The 12861-nt window shown below is 59.4% G+C and carries 10 protein-coding genes; 4 read left to right on the forward strand and 6 right to left on the reverse strand.

Annotated elements, in window-relative coordinates; translation table 11 throughout:
* Positions 1-37: 37 nt before the first annotated feature.
* Positions 38-1255 (reverse strand): glutamine-hydrolyzing carbamoyl-phosphate synthase small subunit, encoded by a 1218-nt coding sequence (gene carA / locus FHP24_RS17725; protein ID WP_139677540.1) that lies wholly within the window; start codon positions 1253-1255, stop codon positions 38-40.
* 301 nt (positions 1256-1556) lie between these two features.
* On the opposite strand from carA, the gene FHP24_RS17730 reads away from it, so the two are divergent.
* The 4 genes from FHP24_RS17730 (at position 1557) to FHP24_RS17745 (ending at position 8074) form a co-directional block, all read left to right on the forward strand.
* Positions 1557-2009: a GatB/YqeY domain-containing protein gene (locus FHP24_RS17730; RefSeq protein ID WP_139677541.1), complete on the forward strand. Its 453-nt coding sequence runs from the start codon at positions 1557-1559 to the stop codon at positions 2007-2009.
* 131 nt (positions 2010-2140) lie between these two features.
* Positions 2141-4162, forward strand: coding sequence for a DNA primase (gene dnaG, locus FHP24_RS17735; protein ID WP_139677614.1), 2022 nt, complete (start codon positions 2141-2143; stop codon positions 4160-4162).
* 492 nt (positions 4163-4654) lie between these two features.
* A complete protein-coding gene (gene rpoD / locus FHP24_RS17740) occupies positions 4655-6715 on the forward strand; it encodes an RNA polymerase sigma factor RpoD (protein WP_139677542.1) in 2061 nt (686 codons plus the stop codon).
* 123 nt (positions 6716-6838) lie between these two features.
* Positions 6839-8074: a DUF930 domain-containing protein gene (locus tag FHP24_RS17745; RefSeq protein WP_139677543.1), complete on the forward strand. Its 1236-nt coding sequence runs from the start codon at positions 6839-6841 to the stop codon at positions 8072-8074.
* A gap of 19 nt (positions 8075-8093) precedes the next feature.
* Here FHP24_RS17745 and FHP24_RS17750 read toward each other — a convergent pair whose 3' ends face one another.
* The 5 genes from FHP24_RS17750 to FHP24_RS17770 form a co-directional block, all read right to left on the reverse strand.
* Positions 8094-8822 (reverse strand): GntR family transcriptional regulator, encoded by a 729-nt coding sequence (locus FHP24_RS17750; RefSeq protein WP_139677544.1) that lies wholly within the window; start codon positions 8820-8822, stop codon positions 8094-8096.
* Positions 8823-8884: 62 nt separating this feature from the next.
* Positions 8885-9700 carry an ABC transporter permease gene (locus FHP24_RS17755; RefSeq protein ID WP_139677545.1) on the reverse strand — a complete coding sequence of 272 codons (816 nt, stop codon included), beginning with the start codon at positions 9698-9700 and terminating at the stop codon, positions 8885-8887.
* Between the two features lie 2 nt (positions 9701-9702).
* Positions 9703-10581, reverse strand: a complete 879-nt coding sequence (locus FHP24_RS17760; RefSeq protein WP_139677546.1) for an ABC transporter permease — start codon at positions 10579-10581, stop codon at positions 9703-9705.
* The gene (locus FHP24_RS17765; protein ID WP_139677547.1) at positions 10578-11735 is read right to left on the reverse strand and encodes an ABC transporter ATP-binding protein; all 1158 of its coding nucleotides are present in this window, start codon (positions 11733-11735) and stop codon (positions 10578-10580) included. Before FHP24_RS17765 ends, FHP24_RS17760 begins: the two co-directional genes overlap by 4 nt.
* Positions 11735-12832 (reverse strand): extracellular solute-binding protein, encoded by a 1098-nt coding sequence (locus tag FHP24_RS17770; RefSeq protein WP_139677548.1) that lies wholly within the window; start codon positions 12830-12832, stop codon positions 11735-11737. Before FHP24_RS17770 ends, FHP24_RS17765 begins: the two co-directional genes overlap by 1 nt.
* Between the last annotated feature and the right edge of the window lie 29 nt (positions 12833-12861).

Genomic DNA, 12861 nt, shown 5'->3' on the forward strand with positions numbered 1-12861 from the left:
AAAGCGGGCCATCGTTAAAAAGCTTAAACTCTGACGATCAGCGTTCGGCGAGAGCCGGTTCGCCCTTCTTTTCGCGCACCAGATTGATGAAGCGGCGGAAAAGATAATGGCTGTCCTGCGGGCCGGGCGATGCTTCCGGATGATGCTGGACGGAGAAGACCGGCTTGCCTGCAAGGCGAAGGCCGCAATTGGTGCCATCGAACAGCGAGATGTGAGTCTCTTCAACGCCTTGCGGCAGCGACTTCGAGTCGACTGCGAAGCCGTGGTTCATCGAAACGATTTCCACCTTGCCGGTCGTGTGATCCTTGACCGGGTGGTTGGCACCATGATGGCCCTGATGCATCTTTTCGGTCTTTGCGCCGAGCGCCAGGCCGAGCATCTGGTGGCCGAGGCAGATGCCGAAGGTCGGGATGTCGGTCTTGACGATCTCCTGGATGACCGGAACGGCATATTCGCCAGTGGCAGCCGGGTCGCCCGGGCCGTTCGAAAGGAAGATGCCGTCCGGCTTGAGGGCCAGAATGTCTTCTGCAGACGTCTGTGCCGGGACGATCGTCACCTTGCAGTCAAGGCCGGTGAAGAGGCGAAGGATGTTGCGTTTGACCCCGTAATCGACGCAGACGACGTGATACTTGGCGTCCTCAGGCGAGAGTTGGCTGGCCTCTTCGTTCCAGACCCAAGGCTTTTCCGTCCACTGCGAAGACTGGCCGGATGTTGCTTCCTTGGCGAGGTCGAGGCCTTCGAGGCCGCTCCAGGCTTTCGCTTCGGCCTTCAGCGCCTCGATATCGAAGACGCCGTTCGGGTCGTGGGCGATGACGGCATTCGGCGCGCCGTGTTGACGGATCCAGGCGGTCAGCGCGCGGGTGTCGACGCCCGACAGACCGACGATGCCGCGGGTTTTCAGCCAATCGTCGAGATGCTTGGCTGCACGGTAGTTGGATGGTTCTGTGATATCGGCCTTGAAGATTACACCGACTGCGCCGCGGCGGGCCGCAGGCGTCAGGTCTTCGATATCTTCGTCATTGGTGCCGACATTGCCGATATGAGGAAAGGTGAATGTGACGATCTGGCCCAGATAGGACGGGTCGGTGAGGATTTCCTCGTAGCCGGTCAGCGCCGTGTTGAAGACGACTTCTGCCGGAACCTTGCCGGTCGCGCCGATGCCGGTGCCTTCGATGACGGTGCCATCGGCTAAAACGAGCAGGGCGGTGGGCTTCTTCGGGGTCCAAGCGGGCGTCTGGGGGGCGGTGCCGGTCATGTCTATCCTTCTGACCCATCGTTCCCGTCTCGGCGAAGACAGGCTGCAGGGGTTCATGTTTTCGCAGAAAAGGGCGCAAGCGTATTCGCCAGCGGCTTTTCAATCCAAATGTCGTGCAGGTGCGGGAAAATAAACAAAGCGCGGGGCGGGGTCAATCTCATCCGTTAAAGAATCACTCTCAATCCGCTTGCTGTCATGGGAAAAGATTGATCGGCCCGGCGAGGTGATCTATCACCGCCGTCAAATGCCTTGATGAGGCGCCTGCGGGGTTTCATTTCCCGCCAAGACGGAGATTTCCAAGATGATGCGCGAAAAGCTCACAGAATCCATGAAGGAAGCGATGAAGGCCAAGGACAGCCGCCGGCTTTCCACCGTCCGTCTCATCCAGAGCGCGGTCAAGGATCGCGATATCGCCAACCGTGGTGTCGGCAAGGAAGCTGCGAGCGAGGACGAGATCCTGCAGATCCTGCAGAAGATGGTGAAGCAGCGCGAAGAGTCTGCCAAGATTTACCAGGATGCCGGCCGCGCAGAGCTTGCCACCCAGGAGCGTGAAGAGATCGACATCCTGAAGACCTTCATGCCGGAGCAGCTTTCCGACGAGAAGGTGGACGAGATCGTTGCCGCGGTAGTGGCCGAAACGGGTGCCGCCGGCATGAAGGACATGGGCAAGGTCATGGCAGCCTTACGCGAGCGTTATGCCGGCCAGATGGATTTCGCCAAGGCTTCCGGCGTCATCAAAGCGAAGCTGAGCTGAGGCCAACATTTGCCTGATTGAACAACGCGGCGCCTGAGGGCGCCGTATTTCGTTCGTATTGGGGCTGTGAATAGCGGGTAGGAAACATCTTGCCCGTGGCGCGGCCGCCGACTTCCACCTATATGAGTACCATGCGCTTTTCCAACACGTTCCTCGACGAGATACGCGACCGCGTGCTGATCTCCACTGTGATCGGCAGACGGGTGACGTGGGATCGTCGCAAGACAAACGTGTCGCGTGGCGATTATTGGGCCTGCTGCCCATTCCATGGTGAAAAGAGCCCCAGCTTCCATTGCGAGGACCGCAAGGGCCGTTACCATTGTTTTGGCTGCGGCGTTTCGGGCGATCATTTCCGTTTTTTGACCGATCTCGAAGGCCTGAATTTTCCCGAAGCCGTGCAGCAGATCGCCGATCTGGCGGGCATCGCCATGCCGCAGCCCGATCCGCAGATGGAAAAGCGCGAGAAGGAGCGCACGTCGCTTCAGGACGTCATGGAGATGGCAACGCAGTATTTTCAGGACCAGCTGCAAAGCGCCAATGGCGCCAAGGCACGGGCCTATCTGCGCGACCGCGGCCTGACCGGACGAACGATCGAAACCTTCCGACTGGGATATGCGCCCGAAAGCCGAAATGCGCTGAAAGAGTATCTGGCCGGCAAGAATGTGCCGCGCGAGCAGATCGAGGCCTGTGGTCTCGTGCGCCACGGGCCGGATATTCCTGTCTCATACGATTATTTTCGCGACCGCATCATGTTCCCGATCCTATCGTCACGCGACAAGGTGATCGCATTTGGCGGCCGTGCCATGGCGCCGGATGCTATGGCGAAATACATGAACTCGCCGGATACCGAACTCTTCCACAAGGGGCAGGTACTTTACAATTTTTCCCGTGCAAGACGGGCTGCACAGGCGGCTGGCGACAAACGCCAGAGCGGCACGCTGATTGCCGTCGAAGGTTATATGGATGTGATCGCGCTCTATCAGGCGGGTGTCGAGAATGCTGTCGCGCCGCTTGGTACAGCGCTGACGGACAACCAGCTCGATCTTCTCTGGAAGGTGACGCCGCAGCCGGTGCTCTGCTTCGATGGCGACGGTGCGGGCATCCGTGCCGCCAATCGCGCAGCCGACCTTGCGCTGCCGGCCATCAAGCCCGGTCGGTCGGTGAGTTTCGCGCTTCTGCCGGATGGCAAGGATCCGGACGATCTGGTGAAGAACGAGGGCCGCGCACCGTTCGATCGCGTCCTGTCCGAGGCACGGCCGCTGGTCGACATGGTCTGGCAGCGGGAGACGGCTGGCTCGGTATTCGATACGCCGGAACGAAGGGCCGAGCTTGATGCGCGGCTGAAGCAGATCGTCTCGGTGATTGCCGACGAAAGCGTGCGCTATCATTACCAGCAGGATATCCGCAATCGCCTGGGAGCATTCTTCAATCAGGCGAGCGGGGGAGGCGGAGATCGTCGCCAGAACTTCCAGCGCAACAACAACAATGCAGGAGCTGGACGCAAGGGTGGCCGCGGCGGACCACAGCAGGGTGGATCGACAGTGGCAGGCGCCATGGTCGAAAGCGGTACGGCAGGAAGTGCCAGGCTGAACCAGATGCTGAAGCTTTCGTCGCAGTCGCGGCCGGCGTTGCGCGAAACGGTTCTGGCGCTCACAATCGCAAATCACCCGCAATTGCTGCTCGACGAGTATGACGAGATTTCGTCGGTCGATTTCGAGAACAAGGAGCTGCAGCGGTTCTGGTCTTCACTGCTTTCGATTGTTGGCGGGCTTGGGGTGAAGTTATCCGTCGAGGCGGTTCGCGATGGTCTCGTTGCGGACGGCTTTGCCGATCTTCTTTCGTCCATGACCCAGCAGGTTCGAAATGCCCGGCTCTGGACCGCGACTGAAGAGGCCGATCCGCAGGATGCCTTGCAGGCCTATCGGCAGACGCGCGCGCTGCATTCGCGCAACAAGGAGCTTCGCTGGCAGAAGATGGAATTGCAGCGCGAGATCGCAGAGCTTGAGGGCGGTGAAGACGAGCGCGGCGAAATTCTCCTCAGGGCGCTTCTGGAGATCCAGAACGAAATTACCCGGCTCGAGGCGCAGGAGGCGATTATCGATGGTTTTGGCGTCCTCTCGGGGCGGGTGAAAGGTGCCGCAGTCAGCCATTGACGAGAACTGCGCAGGTTCTTTCCTGTTGCCGCATGTGAAAAATCAGGAAAACCGTTCACGTTTTGCGGTATAGCCCAGTTTTTCGATCCTGATCCGTTTCGCGCGCTTGCGTTTTGGTTAACTCTTGTCTTATGGGAAAGCCTGCCTACATATTCGACGAAACTGGTGAACATGCCTGCCAAGGGCAGGTGTAACGCGTCTTTTTCCAATTTTCCGGTGTAAACATCGGGGAAAAGCTTGACGGATCGTTAATTTGTGGGAATCACCATTTCAAGACAAGTTAGGCGGATTGGTTCAGGTGTGTCGGCGGGAACGGCAATCCAGGTCGTATGTTCTGTTCAGGACAGTCGTCTGTGGTAATTCGGAATTAAAGGTCATTCCGTTACGAGTGGGCAAGTGATTCGCGGTTAGGGTATGAAGCCTTAAACCGCCGGCCATAAGCGCGGCCCATCTGGTGCGGCGCAATGGCGTTCAGGGAAAGTGACGAAATACATGGCAACAAAAGTCAAAGAAAACGAAGAAGCCGAGAACGAACGCGAAGCCTCGCACGACGGTCCGCTTCTCGATCTTTCTGATGACGCGGTCAAGAAGATGATCAAGGCCGCGAAAAAACGCGGCTATGTGACCATGGACGAGCTGAATTCGGTTCTGCCTTCCGAAGAAGTGACCTCGGAGCAGATCGAAGACACGATGGCGATGCTGTCCGACATGGGCATCAACGTGGTCGAGGACGAGGAAGCCGAAGAAGGCTCCAGCCGCGACGACGATGACAGCGCCGAGAGCGACGAAAACGAAAGCGAAAGCGGCGAACTGACGACGTCTGCCGGCACAGCCGTCGCGACCGCCAAGAAGAAAGAGCCGACCGACCGTACGGACGACCCGGTGCGCATGTATCTGCGCGAAATGGGGTCGGTCGAACTTCTGTCGCGCGAAGGCGAAATCGCGATCGCGAAGCGCATCGAGGCCGGCCGCGAGACGATGATCGGTGGCCTCTGCGAGAGCCCGCTGACATTCCAGGCTTTGATTATCTGGCGCGACGAGCTCAACGAGGGCACGACGCTGCTGCGCGAGATCATCGATCTCGAAACCACCTATTCCGGTCCAGAAGCCAAGGCTGCGCCGCAGTTCCAGAGCCCGGAAAAGATTGAGGCCGACCGCAAGGCTGCCGAAGAAAAGGAAAAGAGCCGCAAGGCTCGCATGACCGCTGCCAATGACGACGACATCACGTCGGTCGGCGGCGAGATTCCGCTCGAGGAGGAAGAAGAGGACGACGACGAGTCGAGCCTTTCTCTCGCCGCGATGGAAGCCGAACTGCGTCCGCAGGTCATGGAAACCCTCGACCTGATCGCCGATACCTACAAGAAGCTGCGTAAGCTGCAGGACCAGCAGGTGGAAGCTCGCCTTTCCTGTTCCGGCACGCTGTCTTCCGGACAGGAAAAGCGTTACAAGGAACTGAAGGACGAGCTGGTCACGGCGGTGAAGTCGTTGTCGCTCAACCAGAACCGCGTCGATTCCCTGGTCGAGCAGCTCTACGACATTTCCAAACGTCTGATGCAGAACGAAGGTCGCCTGTTGCGCCTCGCCGAATCCTATGGTGTGAAGCGTGACAGCTTCCTCGAACAGTATCAGGGTGCCGAGCTCGACCCGAACTGGATGGAATCGGTCAGCAACCTCGCAGCCAAGGGCTGGAGGGAATTTGCCAAGGCGGAAAACCGCACGATCACGGATATCCGTCAGGAAATCCAGAATCTTGCGACCGAAACCGGCATTTCCGTCGCCGAATTCCGTCGTATCGTATCGATGGTGCAGAAGGGCGAGCGCGAAGCACGTATCGCCAAGAAGGAAATGGTCGAGGCAAACCTTCGTCTCGTCATCTCCATCGCCAAGAAGTACACGAACCGCGGCCTGCAGTTCCTCGACCTCATTCAGGAAGGCAATATCGGCCTGATGAAGGCGGTCGACAAGTTCGAGTATCGTCGAGGTTACAAGTTCTCGACCTATGCGACATGGTGGATCCGGCAGGCGATCACCCGTTCGATCGCCGACCAGGCCCGCACGATCCGTATTCCGGTGCATATGATCGAGACGATCAACAAGATCGTCCGCACATCGCGCCAGATGCTGCACGAGATCGGCCGCGAACCGACGCCGGAAGAACTGGCCGAAAAGCTCGCCATGCCGCTCGAAAAGGTCCGTAAGGTCCTGAAGATCGCCAAGGAGCCGATTTCGCTCGAAACCCCGGTGGGTGACGAAGAGGATTCGCATCTCGGTGACTTCATCGAGGACAAGAACGCGCTTCTGCCGATCGACGCCGCCATCCAGGCGAACCTGCGCGAAACGACGACACGTGTTCTGGCATCGCTGACCCCGCGCGAAGAGCGCGTGCTGCGTATGCGTTTCGGCATCGGCATGAACACGGACCACACGCTCGAAGAAGTCGGCCAGCAGTTCTCGGTGACGCGCGAACGTATTCGCCAGATTGAGGCCAAGGCGCTGCGCAAGTTGAAACATCCGAGCAGGAGCCGCAAGCTGCGCTCGTTCCTCGACAGCTAAGGTCGGGCAAGCCCTTCAATTTCGCGAGATCAGGCCCGGCAGGCGAAAGTCTGCCGGGTTTTTGTTGTTTGCCATGCGGGCAGGGACTTCATCCCGCCGTTCTTTCATCCTACATCGGATACCATGCAGGAAGCATCACCGAAGCCGCGTCACAAGCTCTATGGAGGCATAGCTGTCTCCGTTGCTCTGCATGTCATCATTGCGGTGGCGCTTTTTGTTCGCCTGCCTGCTGCCCAGCCGGTGCCGCCGGAGGAGGAAAGCGTTTCCGTCGAGATCGTACCGCCGCCGGAAGAACAAAAGCCCGAAGAAAAAGCTTCGGAACAGGAGCAGGCTCTAAACCTCACCATGCCGGAAACCAAGCCGGAAGAGCAGGAGCCGCCGCCCGAACCGCCTCCGCAGCCTGCCGAAGAGGCGGCAGCGGCACAACCTCCGCCGCCACTGCCTCCTGCGCCCGAGGAAAAGCCGGCGGAGGAGATTCCTCCGGCTGCCGAGCAGCCTCCTCCACCGGAGGAGCAGGCCGCCGAACAGCAGGTGCCGCCGCCACCCGAGACACAGCAGCAACCACCGGACCAGCCTGCAGAAAACAGCCAGGAACAGGCGGCCAACGGCCAGCCCTTACCCGTGCTTCGTCCGGTCTTCGAGTTCGGCGAGGAGAGCAAGGGCTCGGGTGTTTCGACTGATGGCGATGCGTCCGAGGAAGGGCAGCCAAGGGACGCCGATGAGACAAACCCTTCCGAAGCTGCCCAAGCGTCCGAAGCGACAAGCGCGGATGCCACGGACGAAGCCCTGCCGAGCGAGGAGGCCAATACACAGCCTGCCGCACCGGCGCTGCCTCAGGATGTCGCTCCCCCCCTACTGGAGACAGCCAATGCCGATCCCCTCGCCACCAGCGAGAACGGCACGATCGACGGTATCCAGGCCGACATCGCGGCGGAGCCGAACGCTGATCCTGTGAAGGACAAAAAGCCGGACGAGCAGAAACAGGCTGGGGGAAAGCCTTTGAAGGAGGCCAAGCGACTGTTTTCCCAAGCCGACACATCCGATGCCGTCGCCACGACCGCGATGGGTAGCATGTCGCGCGGTGCTCGTGCCGGCGATCTCTGCACGACGGAATTGAGGGAACAGCTGCGACACGGATCGCCGGCTTACCAGCCAGAAATCCTGCCGTCCTATTCATTGTCGGAAGGAAACGTTCTCGACATCCGCAGCGCCGGTTTCCGTGCGAATGCGCAGTGGTATGAGGTGCGGTTCCGCTGCGAGATCGACCAGAATGCGACGAAAGTGGTGTCCTTCGGGCTTGATGTCGGGGATGCGGTGCCGCGCAGCCAATGGAAAGCTCGGCGTTTTCCGGAATTCTGACGGTAGACGCCTGTCTGTTCTATTCAGCGCCAGCCGCATCCAGCATCTGGACCAGTTCGCGGATCACATCCAGCGCTTCGTTGAGGACGACGAGCATTTCGTCTGACTCCATCGTTTCGAGATTTTCGATCGCTTCGGAAAGCTTTGCCACGATATCCGTGCTGATAGTCGATGCTGTTGTGCCTGCCGCCATGCGGAACTCCCATACGTTTGTCTTGCCTGCGGCGACGGTGTCATGGCCGGTGGGGAAGTCAATGTTTTCGGCTGCCGACCTCAACGATCGAATTAGCGAGGCCATCTGTTTATTGCCAGCCGCCAGCATTATCGTCGCGTGCAGCTTTTCGTCGACAGCGCGAACGCTCTCCCGTTCGGTGGGCATGCCCGACATCTTACCTTCAAGGATGGCAGCGACAGCTCTCTCGATATCTGCAAGTTTATGGTCTTCGATTTGTCCCGCAGCCAGGCGCACCGCCTCCGGCTCCAACAGGTCTCTGACCGCCAGATTTTCGACGAAGTCGACGATGTCCATGCTGCGGACGCGCAGACCCCGGCCTTCGTTCCTGATGAGAAGGCCTTCCCCCTCCAGCATGAGCAGCGCATCACGCAGCGGCGTGCGCGACATGTTCAAGTGTTCGGAAAGCTTGCGCTCCTGTATCACCGTGTCCGAGGCAAGCCGCCGGGAGACGATCGGCTCAAGCACCTGGTCGTAGGCCTGGACCGCCAATCGCTTGCCAGGTGTGCTCAGCATTGCAAATCTTCTTCTGGCCTGACGGCGGCAACCGCCGGCCGCTTTGCGCGCCGGCCCTTTCCTTAGCTCTGGGAAGTCGCCGGTACCATTCGTTTCATGGCCCAGTTGTAGAGACCGCCGATGATCATGCCCGCACAAACGATGGCCATGAGCAGCACGCTGACGACGGCGACAGCCGGTGTCAGTTCGTAGGTGACGGCTTGATAGATCCGCACCGGCAGGGTCTGGAGGCTGGGCGTTGTCAGAAAGATCGCGATCAGCACTTCGTCGAAGGCAATCAGGAAGCTTAGGCCAAATGCGGAGAGGATACCATGTAGCGCCATTGGCAAGACCACCGTCAAAAACACCTGCCGATCCCGGGCGCCCAGACTGACGGCAGCCCGCAGCAAGGTTTCGTCGATGCCACGCAAGCTTGCCGCAATCACCAGTGCGGCGACAGGCAATCCCAACAGTGATTGGCCAATCGAGATCGCCACCCAACCACCGTCGAGCCCAAGCGATGTCGACAGCAGATAGGTCGCCAGCGCGACGACAACCGCAGGCACCATCATCGGAGAAAGAATGAGGATCTGGAGAAGTGGCTGCAGCCTGGATTTGGAGCGGACCATAGCGGCCGCGCCGAGGTATCCCATGGACGTTGAAATGATGCTTGCGGCGGTGGCGGTAAGCATGCTCCAGCCAAATGCGCTGCGCCACTCTGGCGACCCGAGCACCTCGTCGTACCACCGCAGCGACCATTGTTGTGGGATCGCGGCAATTGTCGTGGAGGATCCTAGCGACATCGGGATGAGGACGAGGAGCGGAAAGATCAGCAGAAAGAGGACGACGACGAGATAGGCAGACTGCGCGGCTCGTCCCAAGTCTTTACGTTCACTCATGGTCAACCTGCCCTCATCAGTCGTGCAATCCCAAGCCAGCGCGCAGCAACCGCATAAGCGACACCGACGATGACGAGCATGATGATGGACAGTCCGGCGGCCTGGCTCAGGTTGAACATGATCACAACCTGCTGCTCGACGAGCTGGGCGATCATCACCTGTGCCGGCCCACCCATCAGGGCTGGCGTGACGAAGTAACCGAACGCCAGGATCGTGGTGATCACCAGTCCCGCAGCCACACCCGGGGCTGTCAGCGGCAGATAGACGGTGAAGAAGATCGTCACCCTGCCTGCACCGAGACTTCTGGCCGCATCGATAAGCCTTGCATCGACACGCTTCATGCTGCCGACCAGTGACAGGAGCATGTAGGGCAATAGAACGTAGGTCATGCCGATGATAACGCCCGTTTGGTTGAACAACAGCTTCCACGGAGCTCCAGGTACGCCGATTGAAACGAGAAACTGATTGAGCATGCCGTTGCGCCCGAGCAGCACGATAAACACGAAGGTTCTGACCAGGCTGCTGGTCAGAAACGGGAAGAGGATGATGATGTTTCCGAGTGTCGCCTTCCATCCTTCCAGACGCGCAAGGCAGGCGGCCGCCGGATAGGCGATGACCAGACACGTGAAGGCGACAGTTACCGAGGTCACCGCTGTCTGCAGAAGGATCGACTGAATGCCCGCATTTGTCAGAAGTTTATAAAGAGGCTGCAGCGATAGGCTGCCCTCCGCATCGATCACGCTCAGGACGAGGATCTCGACAAGGGGATAGAGGAAGAACACCGACAGAAAAGCCAGCAGAATGGCAAGCCCGACGAATTGTCGCCCTTGGCTCATGAAGCCTGATGCGGCCGGCTGGCCGGTCCTGGACGCCACGCTCACGATGCCGTCTCCGTGGTGATCAGATGGAGGTCACGTGGATCCCAAGAGACATTGACCTGCCTTCCTGGAGAAAGGGCCGTCGTTCCGGCGCCAGCGACCTGCTGGACATCGAGGGCGCATCCGAGATCAGGGACATGGACGCGGTAACGCATGCTCTGTCCCATGAAGACCGCCTCTTCGAGTACCGCACCCATTGTCGTCAGATCTTGAGCGGGGCTGTGCGGTGTCGTCAGCTCGGTTGCTGCGGAGATCCGCGCATGCTCGGGCCGCAGAAGCGCCATGCACCTGCCGTGGCACGGTGATCCCGAAGGCCAGGCTGCCGGGATCACCTTGCCCGAAGCCGCCACCGTCATGCAGCCAGCGCTCTCGTCAAATTGGCCGGCGATGAGATTGGAATCGCCGAGAAAGCGCGCGGCAAAAATCGAGGTTGGTCGCCGGTAGATTTCTTCCGGAGAGGCATATTGCTCGATCCGGCCATCCTGCATCAGCGCAACGCGGTCGGACAGAAGCATCGCCTCGTTCTGGTCATGGGTAACGTAGATGACTGTCGCACCGATCTCTCGTTGCAGCTGCCTGATCTCCCATTTAAGCTCCTGTTTAAGCCGCACATCGAGGGCTCCCATCGGCTCGTCCATCAGAAGCACCGACGGTTCAAAGACAAGCGCGCGGGCGAGCGCGACGCGCTGTTGCTGTCCGCCTGATAGCCGGGCAGGTTTGCGGTCGGCCAGCCCCTCGAGCCGGACGAGGCGCAGGGCGCGATCGACACGATCCTTGATATGAGCTTTCGACATGCCCCGGACGCGAAGCGGGTAGGCGATGTTGCCAGCGACCGTCATGTGCGGAAAGAGGGCATAGTTCTGGAAGACGATGCCCATGTCCCGATCCCGTCCGGGTGGAAGATTGGTTACATCCCTGTCGCCAACGGTGATCTTCCCGCTATCTGGAATGATAAAGCCGGCAACTGCCATCAGTGTCGATGTCTTGCCCGAACCGGATGGTCCTAGCAGGGTGACAAACTCACCCGCCTTAATGTCCATCGTGACGCCGGCAAGCACAGGTGTCCCGCCCAGCGTCTTGTGAATGCCGCTCAGCTGCACCGCAGCCGAGCGGGTTGAGCGACCGAGCGGTTCGCCCGTCGAAGGCTGAAACGCCATCAGTTTGCCGCCCACTCGTTCCAAGCGTTTGTAACGGCCGCGGTGTTCTCGCCCCACCATGCCGTATTCTGCACGAAACCCTTGTCTGACCATTTCGGGTTGGTCGGAAGCTTCATGGCGACGTCGTCGGAAATCGAGGCAAAGGCGTTTTTGTTGACAGGCCCATAAGGGATCAGAGTAGCGAAGCGCGCCTGCGCTTCCGACGACAGCGCATAGTCGATGAACTTGTGTGCGTTCTCGAGATTGGCAGCTCCCTTCAAAATGGAGTAGCCGCTTGGAACCTTCATATGCTCGTTCCAGTCGAAGGCGTAATCGCCGCCTTCGTCGATCATCGGCTGGATGCGGCCATTGGCGATTGGCTCGAGATCGACTTCCCCGGTCGAGAGCAGGCTCGCCGAAATCGCGTCGGTGCCGTAAAACGTGTGGACGTCCGCTCGGATCTTACCATACGAAGCAAGTGCTCTTTTGATATCCACCGGATACAGATCGCTTTTCCCAACGCCGTCTGCAAGAAGCGCGAATTCCAGGTCTGGCATGTTGAGTTGCAGACCGCACAAGGCTCTCACGGCCGGGAATTTCTTGATATCCCAGAATTCTGCCCAGCTCGTCGGTCCGCCATTCGGAAAAACAGATTTGCGATATCCAAGTACGCGTGCATAGACCATCCGGCGGACGATCTTTTCCTGGGCGGCATCCTTGCCGATATCGTCGATCTTAAACAGTTTGAACCGGTCGTACTCAACTGTAGCTAAGGCATCGGCGGCAGCCAGGGTCTGCAGAAGACCTTCCGAAGTATCGACAAGGTCGACCAGCGGACGCCCGGCTTTCGCGGAGGCAATGAGCGGCGCCATATCGGCCGGCGTCTTTTCGACTCGAATACCGGTCGCCTCGGTGAATGGAGCGAAGATCGCTTTCTCCATCGCCTCACCGTAGGTGCCGCCGGAAGTTGTCCTGACGACGATCTTCTGGTCGGCTGCCGAAGCCGCGCGCGTATGCGTCAGGATCGCGGCAGTCGGAAACGCGATAGCACTCGCCTTGAGAAGGCTACGACGGGTTGGATTGAGGAGAGTGGTGGAGCTTAGAATCTTGCTGGCCATGCTGCTGTTCCCTTTTATTGTCAGACATG

It is taken from the genome of Aliirhizobium smilacinae (genome assembly GCF_006335145.1).
Lineage (GTDB): Bacteria > Pseudomonadota > Alphaproteobacteria > Rhizobiales > Rhizobiaceae > Neorhizobium > Neorhizobium smilacinae.

Excerpts from the sequence above, each read along its gene's own strand:
- FHP24_RS17770 (WP_139677548.1), bottom strand. The coding sequence starts at position 12,832 with ATGGCCAGCAAGATTCTAAGCTCCACCACTCTCCTCAATCCAACCCGT.
- dnaG (WP_139677614.1), top strand. The coding sequence starts at position 2,141 with ATGCGCTTTTCCAACACGTTCCTCGACGAGATACGCGACCGCGTGCTG.
- rpoD (WP_139677542.1), top strand. The coding sequence starts at position 4,655 with ATGGCAACAAAAGTCAAAGAAAACGAAGAAGCCGAGAACGAACGCGAA.
- FHP24_RS17755 (WP_139677545.1), bottom strand. The coding sequence starts at position 9,700 with ATGAGTGAACGTAAAGACTTGGGACGAGCCGCGCAGTCTGCCTATCTC.
- carA (WP_139677540.1), bottom strand. The coding sequence starts at position 1,255 with ATGACCGGCACCGCCCCCCAGACGCCCGCTTGGACCCCGAAGAAGCCC.
- FHP24_RS17750 (WP_139677544.1), bottom strand. The coding sequence starts at position 8,822 with ATGCTGAGCACACCTGGCAAGCGATTGGCGGTCCAGGCCTACGACCAG.
- FHP24_RS17745 (WP_139677543.1), top strand. The coding sequence starts at position 6,839 with ATGCAGGAAGCATCACCGAAGCCGCGTCACAAGCTCTATGGAGGCATA.
- FHP24_RS17765 (WP_139677547.1), bottom strand. The coding sequence starts at position 11,735 with ATGGCGTTTCAGCCTTCGACGGGCGAACCGCTCGGTCGCTCAACCCGC.
- FHP24_RS17730 (WP_139677541.1), top strand. The coding sequence starts at position 1,557 with ATGATGCGCGAAAAGCTCACAGAATCCATGAAGGAAGCGATGAAGGCC.